Annotated in this window: 15 protein-coding genes; 9 read left to right on the top strand and 6 right to left on the bottom strand. The window is 61.2% G+C overall.

Features of this window, described 5'->3' with window-relative positions; translation table 11 throughout:
* Window positions 1-28 precede the first annotated feature (28 nt).
* Both CHB69_RS18250 and CHB69_RS18245 read right to left on the bottom strand, forming a co-directional pair.
* The gene (locus tag CHB69_RS18250) at window positions 29-682 is read right to left on the bottom strand and encodes a DUF2971 domain-containing protein (RefSeq protein WP_089217355.1); all 654 of its coding nucleotides are present in this window, start codon (window positions 680-682) and stop codon (window positions 29-31) included.
* 99 nt (window positions 683-781) lie between these two features.
* Entirely contained in the window at window positions 782-1,987 is a 1,206-nt protein-coding gene (locus CHB69_RS18245) for a ComEC/Rec2 family competence protein (RefSeq protein WP_089217354.1), read from the bottom strand.
* A gap of 139 nt (window positions 1,988-2,126) precedes the next feature.
* Between CHB69_RS18245 and CHB69_RS18240 the strand changes: the two genes are divergently transcribed.
* From CHB69_RS18240 to CHB69_RS18220, 5 genes are all read left to right on the top strand, one after another.
* The gene (locus tag CHB69_RS18240) at window positions 2,127-2,540 is read left to right on the top strand and encodes a hypothetical protein (protein WP_089217353.1); all 414 of its coding nucleotides are present in this window, start codon (window positions 2,127-2,129) and stop codon (window positions 2,538-2,540) included.
* Window positions 2,521-3,135, top strand: coding sequence for a hypothetical protein (locus CHB69_RS18235; protein WP_141134057.1), 615 nt, complete (start codon window positions 2,521-2,523; stop codon window positions 3,133-3,135). Before CHB69_RS18240 ends, CHB69_RS18235 begins: the two co-directional genes overlap by 20 nt.
* A gap of 220 nt (window positions 3,136-3,355) precedes the next feature.
* Window positions 3,356-4,066: an HNH endonuclease gene (locus CHB69_RS18230; protein ID WP_089217351.1), complete on the top strand. Its 711-nt coding sequence runs from the start codon at window positions 3,356-3,358 to the stop codon at window positions 4,064-4,066.
* Window positions 4,067-4,151: 85 nt separating this feature from the next.
* A complete protein-coding gene (locus tag CHB69_RS18225) occupies window positions 4,152-5,990 on the top strand; it encodes a hypothetical protein (RefSeq protein ID WP_141134056.1) in 1,839 nt (612 codons plus the stop codon).
* Window positions 5,991-6,139: 149 nt separating this feature from the next.
* Complete coding sequence (locus tag CHB69_RS18220) at window positions 6,140-6,844, top strand: DUF4238 domain-containing protein (RefSeq protein WP_089217349.1); 705 nt, start codon at window positions 6,140-6,142, stop codon at window positions 6,842-6,844.
* Here the strand turns inward: CHB69_RS18220 and CHB69_RS18215 are convergent.
* The 4 genes from CHB69_RS18215 to CHB69_RS19905 form a co-directional block, all read right to left on the bottom strand.
* Complete coding sequence (locus CHB69_RS18215) at window positions 6,814-11,520, bottom strand: hypothetical protein (RefSeq protein WP_089217348.1); 4,707 nt, start codon at window positions 11,518-11,520, stop codon at window positions 6,814-6,816. The genes CHB69_RS18220 and CHB69_RS18215 overlap by 31 nt on opposite strands.
* Before the next feature lie 21 nt (window positions 11,521-11,541).
* A complete protein-coding gene (locus CHB69_RS18210; RefSeq protein WP_141134055.1) occupies window positions 11,542-12,033 on the bottom strand; it encodes a hypothetical protein in 492 nt (163 codons plus the stop codon).
* A 120-nt stretch (window positions 12,034-12,153) separates the two neighbouring features.
* A complete protein-coding gene (locus CHB69_RS18205; protein ID WP_089217346.1) occupies window positions 12,154-14,619 on the bottom strand; it encodes a DUF4238 domain-containing protein in 2,466 nt (821 codons plus the stop codon).
* Between the two features lie 4 nt (window positions 14,620-14,623).
* Window positions 14,624-14,806, bottom strand: coding sequence for a hypothetical protein (locus tag CHB69_RS19905; RefSeq protein ID WP_141134054.1), 183 nt, complete (start codon window positions 14,804-14,806; stop codon window positions 14,624-14,626).
* 82 nt (window positions 14,807-14,888) lie between these two features.
* Here CHB69_RS19905 and CHB69_RS18200 point away from each other — a divergent pair, with 82 nt between their 5' ends.
* From CHB69_RS18200 to CHB69_RS18185, 4 genes are all read left to right on the top strand, one after another.
* The gene (locus CHB69_RS18200) at window positions 14,889-15,818 is read left to right on the top strand and encodes an ArdC family protein (protein ID WP_089217345.1); all 930 of its coding nucleotides are present in this window, start codon (window positions 14,889-14,891) and stop codon (window positions 15,816-15,818) included.
* Window positions 15,819-15,829: 11 nt separating this feature from the next.
* Complete coding sequence (locus tag CHB69_RS18195; RefSeq protein WP_089217344.1) at window positions 15,830-16,270, top strand: hypothetical protein; 441 nt, start codon at window positions 15,830-15,832, stop codon at window positions 16,268-16,270.
* Between the two features lie 219 nt (window positions 16,271-16,489).
* Window positions 16,490-17,425: a DUF2493 domain-containing protein gene (locus CHB69_RS18190; protein ID WP_089217343.1), complete on the top strand. Its 936-nt coding sequence runs from the start codon at window positions 16,490-16,492 to the stop codon at window positions 17,423-17,425.
* Window positions 17,426-17,495: 70 nt separating this feature from the next.
* The gene (locus CHB69_RS18185; protein ID WP_089217342.1) at window positions 17,496-17,765 is read left to right on the top strand and encodes a hypothetical protein; all 270 of its coding nucleotides are present in this window, start codon (window positions 17,496-17,498) and stop codon (window positions 17,763-17,765) included.
* Window positions 17,766-17,876: the final 111 nt, after the last annotated feature.

Raw genomic sequence — 17,876 nt, 5'->3', positions numbered from 1 at the left:
CCTAGCCGTCAAAATCCGCATTGATCGACTACCGCGGACGCATGCGACGACGCTGCCGTGCGAGATCGACGGATCGCACCGGGTCCGCATCGATCCCCTCATCGCCGATCCCGACCTTCGTGAAGTCGATACCTTCGCGCTCGCAGACCATATGGAGCGTCTGAAATAAGGCCTGATTCATCCGCGGGCCGGCGATGACTCGTTGGATTGGGGCCGCGAGCTCGTAATAGGATTGGTTGCTAAGGACACGTATTTCCTCTTCGTAGGCCCACTCCTGATATTTCGAGAACAGGATTCGACGCGCAGCTTCGTCTTCGTCGCGAACCTCATCCATATCGAGAAACGCGAATACGCCGCGATATTCTACCTCGCAGATATCCGGATCATTGTCGGGTAGTTCGACTTCGATCGCCAAGCCGTCGAAGCCACCGGCATAGTGTGACCAAAGAAGGTGTGATTGGAAGTCGCGGGATAATGAACAGACTTTGTAGCGCGACTTTGCGGTTCCAATGCCTTTGACGATCTGCTGCGCTCGTGGGTCTTCGCCGCGCGTGGAATAGGCAAACATTCCCTCCATTGGATCATTGAGAGCTTTCCAGTCTGCGCAATAGAGCCGACGATTGAGAAGTATATCCAGTGCAAGTTCGATATTAGTCGATGCCCGAAACTTATACGCGCGCATTTTCGCTCCCCTTTGACGACCGCTCTGGCGTACATATCAGTTCGCCATCCATTTCCACTATCCGCCGGGCTAAGAGCCGTGCGGCATCTTCAGGCTCATTCAAGGGTAAAGCCGGCGATTTCCGCGTGAGCCAAGCAACGTCCTGGCGGTCGCCGCCACGCGCCAGCCTTGGCTAACATGATCAGCTAATGTCTGGGGGTGCGGATGACGATAAGAGTTGGGCGCACCATAGGACGCGATCGCGCGCCAAGGGGCGATTGCGCCCGGGGGTGCCATAGCGGAACGACCGCCATGATGCGGTATGGTGAGGCCGCCAATCCCATGCAGCATATGGCCCTGGATGAAGTCGTAGCTGGTATCGCCGGTCAGCAAGACAGCTCGCCCGTCCTTCTCGTAGCGTAACTGATAGCCAGAGCCGTTGCGATCGCTCGAATCGGTTGAAGTGCCCCGTTCCAGGCTGAACCCGCCTCCGCTCGCAGGGCCGTCGATGAAAGTCAGGCGATTGCCAAGATCTGCCTGAAACCGCGCGGTGTTAGGACCGACCGGCTGATCGGGCGCGTACCAGTCGAGCTTACGATAGGGCTGGTGTCGTCGCCCAAGATCGAAATGATCAAAATCCCAGTGTGACAGGATGACGAACCCGCCCGGCACTGACGGATGGGAAATAGATTTGGGCAACGAGCCCTTGTTGAACCAGATCGGCGCGCCGACGTCGAAGAAACCGATTGCCTTGCCATTACGCTTGATCAGTGCGGCCGACGCTTGCCCGACATCAAGAATGATGATCTCGATGTTACCGTCAATTCCCAGGCGACCCATCGCCCGGTCGGCGCTAACCCGCGGCTGCTTTTGCGTGGGCAAGCTGGTGGTGCGCATAAGGCTCATGACAAGCTTGTCGTCGCCCGCCTGCATTATCGCGCCCGAACTGTTCAGCCGCCGCATTGCTGCGATCGAACGCGACGGCCCGGCGGCGTAATTATTGTCGGCGCGCAATTCCCAAGCCCGCGGAATCTCGCCGCTGTCGTCGAGACGGAAAGAGAGCCACTCACCCTTCGTAATTTCGCCCAGCCCGAACTGTTCCTCCCAGCGCCTAGGTGTCGACATCGCGCGGATCAATGCTAAGGCGCCGCGATTCTCTATCACTTGGGCGCCATCGCGATCGAACAGGTCAGCGCGCACGGCGTCGATCAATAGAAAAGAACGAGTACGCGCATTGTTGGGGTCGGCATCGACCACCTCCTCGACCACACCATAATAATCGGTCGGTTCTCGCGTCTCAAACCGCTTCCTGATCGGCACCTTCAACTTCCCCCCGTTCGCCCTGTCCGGCAAATTTCTGTCACACTCATGAGTACTCTCGTCACCCTACAGTGTTGCAATACGGCAGGGACACGCCACAAACACATGATCTAACTCACTGTATGGAATTGAAAAGCGGTGATCGATGCTGGTTCTAGTTGAGGGCAACAAGGAAAAGAGTGAAGCGCAGAAAGCGATGGAGGCGTCGGTGACTGGGCATCTTCACCGTATCGGTAAGCGCAACATCGGCTTCCCGAGCGGGAACGTGGACGAGATCATGTACGCCAACGGCGACGGCTCCCTCTGGGCCGCTTTCTCAAACGCCGCCGATGCTAAGGTGCCGCGACGGTGGAACGCCTTCGGCGTTTTCGACAACAAGCGCTACTCGCAAATGATTTCCGTGGAGATCAACGTCCCAACCACCTCGAACTGCGCGTCGGTCGCTGGCTTCTTCGCGCGATCCTTCGACGGGCGCCACCTATCTTATGCACGACGGGAGCGTCGGTGGCGGGAAGAAAGGGGTGGGAAGAGGGGCCTTCATGAGTTGGTCCGACCGTGAGTTCGTCGACGTCGAACGAACCAATGGAGGGCTACGGTCCGGCATCGTCATTGGTCGTGTCAACGATACCGATCTTGCCGGACGCATCTGGAATTTCGTCTGCAACGTACGTGAATTCAAGGACGCGGTGAATCGCGGAGGCCTCGACAACGAAGCAGTGCGCCAGAAGATCGCCGAGTGGGACGAGTTTAGGGAAGAGGCCTCGGGCCGTCGCAAGGGCCGTCGGCGCGCTGAGATCGATTACGTTTCCTACCATGGCGATGTCGTAAAGGCACTTCGCGACTATCGAGAGGGGAAGGCTTGCAAGGGCGAGCGCGTAGTCAACAGCCTGCTCGTCGACCTGATGGTGAAGGTAGACGACACAATGACTGAGATCTACGAGGTGAAGACTGACTGCGGGCGGCAGTCCCTTTACACGGCGATTGGACAGCTGATGGCCCACTCTGTCGGCATGGGCACCGGGATCGTACGGACCTTGGTCATGCCGGAGGGCGACCTGCCGCATGGGCTGGCACCCTGCTTTGCGGAGCTGGGGATCGCGCTACGCCGCTTTCGGCTGACGGCTGCGCCGAACAGGAAGGTCGTTCTGCTTTAGGGGCAAGACCGCCTGATAGCTGTCGTTCGAGGCGCTTTTGTGCCTCCCTAGAAGCGGCCATTCGTTCATTGGCTCCCCGAGCCGTGGCTTGATTCGGATGTCCGGAAAGGGCGCCTCTTGTCGACGCTTTATCTCGGTAGTCTCCCGTTCTTCGCCTAGTTACAAAGCACATTGGCGAGCTTACGATATGATCGGCCGAGAATGCGTTTGAGCGACGGGTATGAGCAAGAAATTCAAGGGGAAGATCTGCGTCTATTGCGGCGTCGAAGGGATATCTGAGACTGCCGACCACGTGATCGCGCGCGAATTCATGCCGGTCGCACATCGCGATAGCATTCCCAAGGTCGCGGCCTGCGGACCGTGCAACAATGCCAAGTCGCAACTCGAGCATTATCTGGTCGCAGTGCTGCCATTCGGGAGTCGTCACCCGACCGCGTCCGTGATGCTCGATACCGAGGTGCCGCGTCGACTGGCCGGGAATCGTCGGCTACATCGCGATCTCGCCGCCGGTCACCAAGAGGCCTGGCTGACCGAGAATGGTATCACGCAACGCACGATCACGCTCCCGTTCCACGGCGAGAAGCTGGACGCCTTGTTCGCGCTGATGACCCGCGGTCTTGCTGCCCACCATTTCGGGGTGGTGATCCCGAAAGACTATTTCATCGGAGCGGGTACCCTAGCCAGTGTCGCCGAGCCGCTCATGACGTCGCTCCTAACGATGAATGCTCGGGCCAAAGTGACACGATCGCTCGGTGACGGGCTGATCAACTACGACGGCGCCCAGGCCACCGACGATCCTCATCTGACCGTCTGGCGATACCGCGTTTATGGCGGTGTGACGCTATCAGATGCAGACAGTCCCGCCGAAATGCCGGACACGATCTGGGCCAGTTCTTCCCGATTGCGGTCTCAGTCCGTCTTCAGCCTGTAATCGAGGCTTTACCCAGCGCCGTTCACCGGCAGCCATCGCAATCATCCTCGTTGTGCATGCTGTCGATGGACGGGATAGCAACGGCGTGGATATTAGCCAGATGCGCGTGAAGTGCCCCAACTTGTCGAATGAAGCGATCGTCTCCGACGATCCTGAACTGGCGGCCGCGATCAGCAGCGCGCTTGCACGCCGCGATACCTATCTGCCAGTCATCGACGGGCCACGCCTTACCCGCCCTGATCACGCACCGGATGTTATCCGGCGCATCGCGACGATCAGCCGTGCCGGCGCGAAATCGACACTTCTCGCCGGTCTTTCGGTGGCGGCACGTGAATCGCTGATCGCAAGGCTGCCGGACAATCACGCCAGAGTGATCGGCTTCGACGATGTGGCGGCGCTGTCGGTTGATCCGAAGCGCGTGGAACGTGACCGGCTCGTCTGGGGCCGGGATCGCATCGGCCTCGGCCTGCTTACAGCGCTCTACGCTGGTCGCCTGATCGAATTTACAGACGAAGTGTCTCCCCGTCACGCGGTGCCCTCAAAGTCGGGCCATCTGGTGATCTGTGAGGCGCATGAACCGGTCTCCGAGGTCATCGCGGCAAACTACGCATATTCCCTGAATGCCGGGCTGCACATCTTTGAGGAGACAGACGAGGTTGAAGGGAAGGCGTTGCTGGAAGCGCTCTACAGCATCGATGCCCCGGGTGTGAACGCGGCGGCGGAGCGCGCGCGCCTTTCAGCGAGGATGCGTGAGTTGGTCGGAGCGGTGGACTTGCCCGCGAATGGCTCGCTTACATTCATCGTGCGGCAGCTACCGATAGGCATCGCCTTTCCCGAATTGCCGGGAACGCATCTGTTCACCTATCCCGATCTCGGCCGCGCAATCGTAAATGGGCTGGCAGCGGAGCAGCAGGGCACGCGCGGCACTAATATAGCGGTTTTGGTCAATCCCCAGAAGGTTGCGGCACCTGAGATCGAGGCGGCGGCAAAGCTCCTTCCCGAGCGCAAGATCTTCGTCCGTGGCTATGAAGGTGGCGGCGCGAACGTCCGGGCCGTCAGCGAAATGGTCGATCTGTTTCCCTATGACCTGCTCCTCTTCGCGACGCATTGCGGCGATGCGTCGGGCTATCGCTGGACCTACGAATATCTCGACAGCGAGGGCATCAATCGCAGGCTGATAGTCGATGTGGCGATCGGCGTCGGACACACCGACGACGACGACATACTGCGGGTCATGCAGTACAACCGCTTCCACTCGCTGGACGGGGTCGATTGGAACGACCCGGTTGCGAAGGCTGACCTCTACGTCGGGAGCGCCATCCGCGACTGGTCAGAGCTAGTCCGAGACAAAGATTTCGAGCCCATTCATACCGAGCCACTCGACCGGGTGCTGGGATCGGCGGTGCTGGCGATGGCGGACAACAATTATCTGCCAATGCCGAGAGCGCTCGCCTGCGAAGGATCACCGATCATCTTCAACAACGCTTGTGTCTCGTGGCATGAGCTTGCCGGCCGGTTCATGTTCACCGACGCGCGCGCCTATATCGGCACACTCTATCCGGTAAGCGACATTGAGGCCGAAGCGGTCGCAGTCTCGATACTCGGCAAGCATTTTGGAAAAGCGCTGCCACATGCACTGTGGTCGGCGCAGAACGGCGTTTATGGTGAGGGGAGCGACCGGCGGCCCTATATCGTGTCCGGCGTCTATCCCCAGCGACTGCGCTCGACACGAGAGGATGTGCCGCGTCGAATTATCTCAAAACTTTGGAACGGGCTGCGTTACTGGAAAAAGCGCGCGGGGGAAGTCGGCGAGGATGAACCGAACCGGAAAAAAGATTTCGACGAGATCGCCAACTATTACGCGCGCGAATTTCCCTCTTTCCGGGACCGCTGGTTCGCTCGTCCGGCAAAGCCCGGAAACTAGGCTTCCGTCGCCCGCGATTGCGCCTTGGTCAGCTTCAGCCCGATTCGTCGCCCTCCGCGACGGCTACGCCTTTCCGGATGGTTTGGGTCTCGGCTTAAGGCAAGCAAGCTACGTCCGCCTCCAATATCTCTTTGTGCTACTGATGCCCGATGACTGTCTCGAAGCGCCATCATTACACGCCACGCTACTATCTACGTCGATTCGAGAATGCGGACGGCGCGCTATGGCGGCTCGATCATGAGACGGGCGTCGTCACATCGGGTAATAATGAGCGCTTCGGCTTCAAGAACCGCTGGAACACGCTGCGGAATCCGCCGACTGGCTACGCCTCGGACTGGGCCGAAAAGCAGATTGCGGTGATCGATGGCTTCGCCTCGAAAATCATCGCCGAAATCTTGGATGGGCGCTTCCCGGCGGATATCAGCAAGCTCGCGGTGGCGATCTCGTTCATGCACCATAATCAGCCACGGCTGCGCCGCGAACTCGAAGCGGTTCATGCCGACAAGGTCGGTCACTGGAGCGAAGATCATTGGCTCGTCGTCCGATTGAAGACGGCGCTCGACAACTGGCGAACCTATGTCCCGCTCTGTTACGCCGTAAACGTCATTCCGCCCGAGCGCGACCAGAGGTTTCTCACCTCAAGCAATCCGCTGATCGACTTCAACAATAAGCCGACGATGCTGCTGCCACTGTCGAGCCGGCATTGCCTGTTCCTGTCGAACGATCCGGCCCATGCCAATTTTTGCCCGCAGTTCACCACATGTGACGTCGAGATGGTCGCAGGCATCAACCGGATGACGCGCAAGAACGCTTGGCAGTATCTTTATTCCTGTTCATCGAGCTTCTCCGAATAAACATCCTTCGCGCCGAGATCGAACCCGGCAGGCGCGGCCTTGAGGTAGACGTCGCGCGGCTGATCTTCGCCGAACAGCTTGTTCTCGCGTTTCTTCTTCCACGCCTCGATCCGGCGCTCAATGCCTCGATCGAGCGAAGAGCCGAACCGATCGAGCAGGCTGCCTTCCGCCGGCTCGGCGGCCCAAAGCAGAATACGCGCATCGACGATCTTGCCCAGCAGCGTGCCGTAGCGCCAGAAATCGATCCGGCCCTCAGTTTCACTTAGGCGTCGATACCAGTGGCGGGACCAGCTGTTGCGCTGATAGGCGAAGCGCGCTGCTTCGGCCGCGCGTCCGACCATGCCGCCATGATTGCTGAATTCATCGAGCATCGCCTGAGCCGCCTCGCTTTGATCCGCAAAGCCAAGGATCATCAGCGCGCGCGCCGTCGCGACCGGATGGCCCGTGGCGATCTCGCCAGCGGCAAAATCCTCTAGGAAACTTTGGTATCCGGCGTGGCAGGCAGCAAGGACCTCAAGCGCGAGGTCATGGTCACTCGCACTGCCGCGCAACCGCTCGCGCCGCAGCGCGTAGATCGCCGGGGTGTCTGCGCTATGCCACACATCCCAGGTCATCAGCGGGATCGACCCGATGGTGCGTGTGATGCGCACATAGGCTTCGCGACCAGCGCAGAGCCGGAACAGCGTCGCACTGAAATCGGAGTCGGACTCAGACAGTGCGCGTGCGATACGCGAGGTGAGATTGGCGACACGAGGAAGGCTTGACGACGGCAGCTCGAGAATCTGTTGCGCCATAGCCTGGAGCACCGGGCCATCGCATTCAGCGATGGCACTGACGGCGCGCGCGCCAATGTCGCGCAGAATGAGTTCGGCGCCCCTGCGGTTGAGCGCCATCTCGAAGGCGCGGAAGCGATCCCAGCCTGCCTTCTGGCGTAACGCGAAGGCCTCATCGCTCTCGTTCATGCGCGCGAAGCGCTGGTCAATTGACAGGTCCTCGTCATCATCCTCAAGCGAAAAACGCGCGATGGCATCGGCCTCGGCGATGCCGCTCTGAGAGATACGCGGTGGCCGAAATGGAAGCTCTACTTCGAGAACATGAGCGATGGCCTGCTGCAGGAGGAGCGCGAGCGGGCGCCCCACTGCAGCATTGCCGAGCCGGCGGGCGGCATCGCTGTAGCGCTCGGGCGCGATCCGGGCGACGGCCTCGGCACCGGTGAGATACTGGCGCTCGGCGGCGGCCAGGATCATCGACGATCCATGCCAGCGCTCGTAGAAATCTTCGCGGGGATCGAGCGATGCGGCGCTCCAGCCGCTTTCGACAAAGGCGGTGAGCTGCGCGTCGTCGGGATGCTCAGCGGAAATTTGGAGCGCCAAGCCACGCACCGAGGGTCTAAGATGATCGGTCAGCGCACGGATTCGATCGAGCGTCACGGGACTGAGCGGTGAGCCGGAGCTGCGCACGAATGCGAGTGCCATCAGCAGCCGGTGTTCCTCTTTCGATGCGATCGCCCGATCGACGAGACGGTCGACAGACGCTTCGCTTGCCGGACGGTAAACCTGATCAAGCTGGAGCAGCGGCGGCCCATGTTCGGGAAGATTGAGCAGGATCTCGACCTGCGCTTCGCCGTCAAGGTGGGCGAAGGCGGCGACGAGCAGGTATTGCGACACGACCCAATCCTTGTCCCTTGCCCCACTCGGCTCCTCGGGATGGGAGAGTTCGCCGGCACGCCGCGCCATCGCCGCCACAACGTCAGGTTCGATCAAGACATTGGCGCTGCCAAGCCATTGGATGGCGAGCGTCGCGACAGCGCTTGGCCGCGTCAGCAGATCGCGCGCTAGCGCGCGATGGAGTGCGACCGCCGGCTTCGGTGCGAACCGCGCGAGGCCTGGCCCCGCTTCGCGGATGAAATGCTCATTCTCCCCAGTCCAGCGGTTAATCATGAGACCCTTCGGATCGAGCCCCTCCACGCGCTCGGCTGTTTCGGCGATATTATCGGGACGCTCGGACGCGGGATCGCACGGATCGGTCGCGCAATAGCGCTCGACAAGCCGCCATCCCTCGAAGTGCTGCCATTCAGGCGTAAGGGCCTGGGCGATCACTTCTGCCCGGGCGCCGTCATCGGCATCGCCGGTCGCGCGCAGGATCGACACCAACGCCCATTGCCCCGTGCGCGAGGCTTCATCACGCGCGAAACAGGCGCTGGCGGCAAGCAACGCGTCGCGAGTTTCGAACCAGTCGATGGGGTTGTGCTGGACCACAGAGGCGAAATCCTTCCACGGCACGCGATAGCCGCCATTGATCGACCGCGCGAACCCCCAGCACATCAGCCCTTCTGCAAAACGCGCAAGCGGCATGCCAGCGAGGAGCGCAAAGGCATCCTCGCTCAGGGTCACCCCATTCACTTGGTCGTCGCGAACCAGCTTCGCGTCGACGATCGCCTGTTCGCACGGCGTCAACGCGCTGAGCCGCTCGGCGATCTTTTGCTCGTTCTTCGCGATTCCCTCGGCGCGCTTCGCGGCATCGCTTTCACCCGGCATCAACCCGTGCTTAGGATTGAGCGAATAGAGCCGCAGCCACTGATCGATACGCTCTGCGATGACCGGCCAGGCCACAACATCACTGCGTGCGCGGCGCAACGCGTGAATCAGCCAGTCGCGATGCTGCGCATGGGGTTCGGTGAGAGCGAGCGCGAACAAGGCATCCAGCGCCGCACCAGGCATGTTGCGCACGATCCCGCAATAGGCCGGAAAGCTGTCCTCATCGGCATTCTGCTGGGTGGCATGGCGCGCCAGCAGGGCAGCACCGATCACCGGGTCAATGTCGCTGTCGATGCTGGCCAGCAGCGCAGCGGCGAATAGCACATCGGTCACGAGGTCGAGGGCGGCGACCGGCTCGATGATCTCGGCAAGTCGTTCGGCAACTGGCCGGCCGTTCCGCCAAGCTGTCCGCAATTCGCGGATGGTAGCAAGCGCTAAGGCATAGATGAGGCCCTCGTCGGTCAGCGTATAGAGGTCGGGCTGGCCCTGTACAGCGGTGAAGAAACGCTCCTCGACCACGGGCAGCAGGTCGCGCGGCAGATCGTAGCGCGGTGCTACTGCAAACTCATAGCTGTCGAAGATAAGCTGGTCTTGCGGCGCTTGGCGCTCGATCCGCTCGCGAATGATGCGGGCATGCTCACCGAGCAGCCGGGCAAACTGCCATGGCGTCTCGCCCTGCGCAGCCTCACTCTGCTGCGTTCGGACATGCTCGAACAACAGCCGCTCGATGCTGATCTCCTCGGCGGAGTGGATTTGCCCGCGATCGAGCAGATCGAACGCGATGCCCAGAATGCGCGGGTTGCGTAGCGACCGGCGGACCCGGCGCGCGATCTGGCCCGGCTGAATGCCATGGACAACGAGCGCGCGATCGAGCTCGACATCGCTGAGATTGTCGAGGGTGATAGTGCGCCGCGGCACCGAGAAACGGTCGTCGAGGCGCCGGAAGTATTTAGCACGACTGGTCGCGACGACGCGCCCGCCGATTGTCGCAGCATAGCTGGCGAGGCTGGAGAGCCAAGGCGCCCAATCTGTACGGGCGCGCTCGTTGAGCCCGTCCACCACCAGCACGAACTGCGGCGTGGCAAATGCCCGGCCCCGCCAGCGTTCGAGCCGCTGTGTCCAGCGGTCGAGCCGCTGGCTGGTCACGATGCCACCGGATTGCTCGATGAGGCAGCGCGCGATCAACTCTGGCGGTTGCATCGCCATCGCGGCGACCGCTTCGGCCGCTGTGAGGAAAATCAGGAACGGCGCGTCCTTTTGGCCGCGCCAGGATTGCGCGACCAGCCAGGATTTGCCGCATCCTTGTTCGCCGGCCACCACTACGATCTCGCGGGCGGGCGAGGCCAGTAGTAGGGCGTCAAGATCAGCCCGCCGTGCGCGCTCAATCGGCGCAAGGGCATGCGGTGCTCCCGGGGCGAGCGGCTGGCCGAAGCGATGGCGTGCGTCGTCTACCCGCGTGAACAGCCCTTCGAAGATGGTGCGATTGGCGGCCCGTGCCGCCGCCAAGCCAAGCAACGGTTCGCTGAGTTGGGTGCGCAGTTCGGCGGCGTTCGCCGGGAACGAAGGCAGCGTCGCCAGCGTCCTAAGCGCGGCGTCCAGCGTTGTACTGTCCATCCCTGTCTGACTGTACCGCGCGACAAAGTCGGAGCAGACGTCCGGTGCCATCGCGCAGAGCAGCGCCAACGGCGGGAGCGCGGTATTGGCGGGCCAGTCGAGCACCAACAGGCTGGTGTCGACTTTAGCGAAGGCGGCACGCAGCGTGGTCACGATCTGGCTCGATGCGCCGATGGTCGCTGCGAGAATCCAAAGGTCAGGCGGGTCGTCGCTGGCGACGATCTCCGTCGCCTTGTATGTGACCGCCGACTTGGCGAGTTTCGAGCGATAGAGCTTGGCCTCGAAGCTGATCGCGCCATCTCGCTGATCCCCTCGGCCATCCTGCCCGTCCTGGGTTCCTGAAATGGCCAGCCGGAAGGTCATGCCCGTCGCCGCGCCGAGCAGTGCCGCGGCGAGGCCTTCAAAACCTTCGTCGCCGCTGTTCTTGAGGGTTAGCAAAGCGGCCTGAAGCTGGGTCAGCGCTTGTTCCGGTGTCGGTTCCGACCGCGTGGTGTTATCGGTCGTGGTCGACTGCTGCCTCTTCACGATCTCATCTCCCCCGTGTGCTCAGATATCGTGTTCAAGACGTTCGGCTACATAACGTTCGACATCGCCAAGATTGAGCAAGGTGTACACGCCTTGTGCTCCTGCTTCTTCGAGCCGTTTAGGCAAATGATGCAGATCGCCGGGATCGAAGATGATGTGATCACCATAGGGCGGCCAAATAAGGAGGAAGCGTTCTACAGGCGCATCGTCATGCGCCATCCTGCTCCAGATCGCATGCTGCGACACGATGCCGTTGGCGCTCGCAAAGGTGAACCCGGCGTCCATAAGCAGCTTGGCGATCCGCATCAGGCACAGGTCGGCGAAGCCAAACGACATCCACCCGCTACGCGGCATCGGATCGTCGTGAGTATCCGCGCCCGCCCGATGGAAGCCGGGCAACATCCCGACCCGGCCAAGCAAGCCGCGTTTCAGGTAGGAGCGGAAGCCTTCATACCCGACATCAACGATTTGGGCGGCGCGAGCGGATGAGACACGGGGCAGATCTTTAAGCACGATTGGCCTCTTTGGTTCTGATAACACCAATACTTCCGGAAGGGTTTGGTGTCAACGGAACCAAAAAAACTGTCCGTGGCCGTGCCGAGAGTCCGCGCACTCCATGCCCCGGAAAGGAACTCAGCCGATGGGGTTGGCCAAGATCGCCTGACCCGGTGCGAACTCGCGCGTCGGCGGCTCGATGAAGAACGCCATCGGCACTCCCGGCAGATGATGCTCCGAGCTAGACATCAGCAGCAGGCGATTGACGGTGTTGTCCTGAATTCCGCCGGCCGGGAAGGCGCAGCGGACGCGGCCGCTGCTCCCATCAAGTCCTCGGCTAGCAATCGCAGCTTGAGCCTTTTTGTGGTCTCGCGCGAAGCGGGCAGCGACGGCCGCCTCCCAATTGGGTTTCGGCCCGCGCGCCGCGATCCGGCTCAGGTAGGTGAACACTTGTCCAATCAATCTCGGATAACCATCGAGCCCGCCATCGAAACCAAGCCGAGCTACATCGAGCGTGTCATCAGGGAAATGGAAGGTCGCGCGCTCAATCTCCCGCGCCAGTCCGCCAAGATGCCCGACCACTGGTCCGTAGCGCGGTCGCAACGCGCTTTGCAGCTCGCGCCAGCGAAACCGGCTATCGGTGATAATCGCCGCGCCGGTCGCCTGCGCCAGGTACATCGCCATTTCGAAGTTGGGCGAGAGCTTGAACAGCTGAAGTTGCCCACCTTGCTTCCCCCCGCCAAAGATGTCTTCAGCAAGCGCGACGAGCGGGTCGGCTTCCTTGAGATGCTCGATGCCCTTCAGCATATCGGCAATGCCCGTATCCGTGATGTCGGGAAAATCGTCCCTCAACTGCGCGATCAGCCCGTCATCCGGCCACATGAGGAAGTGGCGTTTGAAGTCGCGGCGGAACAGGGCATCTACGCGCGGCTCGTCCTTGGAGTCGAAGGTCATGCCGGCTGCGCGCTCCTGCGCCATGCGCATCATCTGGTCGCGTAGATGGAGGTCGAAATTGCACGGGTCCGGGATCAGGTTGACGAGTCCTAGATCGACCAGCGGCATGATGTTGAGAAAAAGGACGACCGCCTTCAGGAATTCGAGATGATAGCTGCGCGGGTTATCGACCGGCTTGTATTTGCCAGCAACGGCGCCGTTATGCGTGAAGGGGTGCTCCACGATCAGCTCGCCGAAATAGAGCGGCGCGGCGAAGGCGAACTCGATGAGCGTTTCAGGATGGATTGAACCGGTGAATACCGCACGAGGTCGCCCGTCGGGCTTGGGAAGTAATTTAAGAAGATCGGTCTCGAGCGGCCACAGCGCTTCATAGAGATGATAGACCTTGCTGATCTGCTCGTCGGTCAGTTCGCGGCGGACGGTCGTCCAGTCTCTGCCGGGGTCGAGTCTCAAGATGTTGATGATGCCGCGGTGGAGGCTGAGATTGCGCTCGCGAATCGAGCTCTCATCCCAGCTGGGGCGCAAGGCTGCCGGCCGGGGTTTGCAGCATGTGCGATAGGCGTCGCCCGACCCACAGCCACAGGCGTCACCGGGCTTAGGCGGCTTGGAACGCGCGGGCTTGAGCAGGAATTCGCGGGGCTTTTCGGTACGCCCGAACGCATCCTGAAAATGCACGTGCCCATCCTCGAATTTGGCGTAGATTTCCCCGCCAAATTCATAAAGCTGGTCCCTTGGGAGCAAGGTCTCGCGCAACTCGGCCCAAGGTTCGGTAACCGAGCCTTCGGGATGCAGCAATTCATCGCGTCCGGCAGCGATATAACGGCGCGCACGGCATTTGAGCACCAGGTTGATCTGTGCAACCTGATGATCATTGAGCTTACGCGTACGCACGAACGCGACCGTGCTGACCATTGAGTTTCGATAGTTGCGCGCGAATGTCCGTTTCTCGAGCGCCGGGCCTTCAGGCGCCTGGGCATATTCAAGATTGGTCAGGATCAGGCAAAAGTCGCGGCTCAGCGGAAACAGGGTCTGCGATGCCTTGAGCGCGATTCCGGGATCGCCAGGGTAAGCACAGAGCTCAGAATTGGGTGGCAGAGCATGGTTGTAGATGGTGACCGGCGCATCGCTGATAATGAACTTGGTGCCTGCCTCCTCCGCCGAGACGATCTCCCGGACGCCCTCAGTCCAAATGGTGCAGTGGAGATTGCGCAAACCCTGCATCTCAATCATCAGTTCGTTTTGGCTCAAAGTGGGATATTGCGCGCGCAGCCAGTCGAGACCTTTGGGCGTGCGCAGCCGCTGGACATCGATGAATTCGAACAGGTTCTGGAAGTGGTCGTGCCATGCCGACTCATCCGTGCCGAGAAAGGCCTTCACCGCCTTCGACCCGCGGTCGTCGATCGCGCCAAATAGCTTGCGCTCAATCTCGTCGTTGACCAGCGTTCCGAAGAAGGTCGAGTAGAGGTCGGTCTGGAAGAAGCAACGCTTTGGCGGAGAACGGAATAACGCTTTACCGATGATTTCGCGGCCGTCCTCAAGACGGCGACGTTCAGGTGCCATGTCGAGATACGCGAGCGTGCTCTCGCCGGGCTCGAAGAATAGTCGCTGATACCATTGCGGTACGTAGTGATTGTCGCGCGTCAGGGACATCCACCTAAGCTAGCATGCGCGATAACAGCGCGCAGCCACCTTCCGGACCGGCCGCTATCCCAATTTGCACCCCCATAACCTGCCGTTCCGGATCGTCGAACATTGCGGACAGATCGAGCCGACTGATACTATGGCCGCTTTGGAGGCGATCGTCGGCAACTCTTTGCTGACTGGCGCGATAGCGCATAGCCGTTCTCCTTAACGAGAGGGGAGGGAGCTTTGCTCTTCTGAACCGGGACAAGTTCGTTCCGGCGATCAGGAGACCTTCCATGACCAAATCCCGCCGCACTGCTTCAGCTTCGCCAGCCCAGCGCATCACCGCCGCCATCATCGAAAAGCTCGAGCAAGGCACAAAGCCCTGGGCCAAGCCGTGGCGCGGCGTGCCGGTTTCGCGGCCCTTGCGCTCCTGCGGAACGCCCTATCGCGGCATGAATACCTTTTGGTTGTGGATGGTGGCCGATGGCTGTGGCTACGCCTCGCCTTACTGGATGACCTATCGCCAGTGTCAGGCGCTCGGCGGACAGGTCCGCAAGGGTGAGAAATCGACCATCGCGATTTTCTACAAGAGCTACACCAAGGAAGTCGAGAACGCCCAAGGCGACGCTGACACCGAGAACCGGCGCGTGCTCAAGGCCTATGCCGTGTTCAACGCGGATCAGTGCGACGGCCTTCCCGAGTTTTATCATCCCAAGCCACTTATCGCCGCGCTGGAGCCCGAAGGACGCGAAGACCGGCTCGATGCCTTCTTTGCCCATATCGGCGCCGAGCTGCGCCATCATGGTGCCCAGGCCTATTACGAGCCGCTGCGCGACCGGGTCACCATGCCGCCAGCCGAACTCTTCGAAGCCTATGACCATTACTATGCGACGCTCGCTCACGAGCTGTCGCACTGGACGGGTCATTCTTCGCGGCTCGATCGTGATCTCAAGAACCGCTTCGGCAGCGAGGCCTATGCCGCCGAGGAACTGATCGCCGAACTGTCCTCGGCCATCCTTGGAGCCGAACTGAGTCTTCCGGTCACCCACCTCGACCATCACGCCAGCTACATAGCGTCCTGGCTCAAGATCCTCAAATCGGACGAGTGCGCGATCCTGACGGCTGCGGCCAAGGCCGAAGAAGCGGCCAGTCTGCTGCTCGAACTGGGTGGTCAGCAATCCAGCGAATGCGAGGCCGACGTCGATCTCGCTGATGCAGCCTGAGGAGCAGTGAGATGGGACGTTCCGTCAGCTATCCGACCGGCTCCATAGTGGCCTTCCGCCTGCTCGATGACGGCGAAGAGGACGACGCCGACTGGGTTTACGAGTGCCTCTTCGACGAGATCATCGATACTGCGAAGGCGGTCTTTCCTTCCTTCGAATGCGTGGATGGATGGCGAGGACGAGAGGACCGTATTCTCCTGCGCAACGCCTTCGCCGATTGCGGCATATCGACCTGGCGCGGGCTCGCCGCGATCTGGCTCGCCGAACGCGACGATGCGCGGTACTGGGAGGCCGACTTCTACAACCCACGAACGGCGAGGGCACGGCACTGGCTCCGCCAGGTGTCGGGACGGTTCATCGACCTGTTCGTTGAGCTGCGCCTTGTCGGGCGGTTCTCGAACGGCGAAGCGATCTTCGAGCGCTCCCGATCCGCTTGTGCCACCGGGGCCTGATCCTGCCTGGTCCCAGTCCGCCGGGAGAGGCCCTTGGGCCGGTCGGGGCGCGCCGCAACCTGCGGCCCGTCGGCCCGTGTTGCCCGCGCCAGCCTAGGGCCGCAGGTTTCCCGCTACGCGGTGCGTCACGCCCCTTGACCCGGCCCTGATCGGGCTCCGGCGGACAGGGCTGAGGCAATGGTGCCTCCTCTCCTTGTCCCCGCGATCAGGAGACACCCCATGTACGACAGCTTCATCGACCAGTTGAGCGGCCTCGACCTTTCAGGCCTCAGCATCAGGCCAGCCCCCTTCAACGAGACCGACTTTCCCTGCGAGGATGCGATCGACCAGACGCTTGGTGCCATATGGTCCGACCTCTTCGCGATATTTTCCGACACTGCCCTGGAAGCCGATGCCGAGGATATTGCCTGGGGTATGGTCAACCTCTTTCACCGCGCAGCTAGCCGCAAGTCGGCTCAGCTTGATCGGGCCGGCGACGAGATCCGTGTCCTCCTCGCAACGGCCGATGGCTCCGAAGTGCATTCGAGCAATCTCGAAGAGCAGGTCGAGCGCGCGCAGGCTGCCGAAGCCAGCATGCTGGCCTTGGAGCAGATGCGTGAGGCGGCGGCAGCACTATACCGCGACGAGACCGGTTCCTCGTGGAAGCCCGTTTCCGGGTCGCGCGCGAGCCATTCGCGCAATCTCACTTCGGCCGTAATCGATGCCCGCGATTTCCTTCGCGCACGCGCCGAGAACCGGCGCCATGCCCTGATCCCGGAAGGAACTCCGGTCGTTTTCGCCGGCGGTCGCCAGAGCTTCGAGAGCGCCGAGGATGCGCGTGTCTACGCCGACAATATCTGGGCGACGCTCGACAAGGTTCGCGATGTGGTTCCCGATCTCTTCCTGGTCCATGGCGGCGACGGCAAGGGAGCCGATCGCCTGGCCGCGAGTTGGGCTGAACGCCGCGAAGTGCAGCAACTGACCTACTCGCTTGATCGTCGGCTTGGTGCTCGCGCTGGGTTCAAGCGCAACGAGCAAATGCTTTCGCTCAATCCGCGTTATGTCGTCGCCTTTCCGGGCAATGGCGTCACCGAACGACTGGTGATCGATGCCAAGGCACGCCGGATCACCGTGGTCGATCGTCGCGGCCTCTTGGGCACTTCTCCTGGGTCCTGAGGGGCCCTTCATCATCTTCATCTGAATTGCCTGGATGTGCATTCGGCACCGACCCGACTATGGACCGGTCATGCAACTTGACGATCTGCTGCAGCGCTACTTTGCCACCACCGACCTCTCCGGGGTTTCTCCCGACACCTTTGCAGCCGGCATTGAGCATTGCCGGGTCGATCTCGGCCTTGAGGAGGACCGGGGCAAGCGCTTTGCACTGTGGTCGTTCCTGCACATGTTCGGGTCCGCCCCCGACCTCGACCTCGCGTTCGAGAACGAGGAAGACCGGGAAGCAGCTCGCAACTTCATGGATCTCATGGCGGCATCGGAAGGCGATGGGGTAAGCTGATTGCAGCGGGATCATCTTAGAGCCTGATCCGAAATTAAGTTGAGTGGTGTCAGCGGGTTAGCTTGACGCGCGCCCAAGTCGTTGATTCAGCGGTTTTGCAACGAACCAAAG

The sequence above is a fragment of the Sphingopyxis indica genome (genome assembly GCF_900188185.1).
GTDB classification, from domain to species: domain Bacteria; phylum Pseudomonadota; class Alphaproteobacteria; order Sphingomonadales; family Sphingomonadaceae; genus Sphingopyxis; species Sphingopyxis indica.
This window is presented reverse-complemented; position numbering and strand designations above follow the sequence as displayed.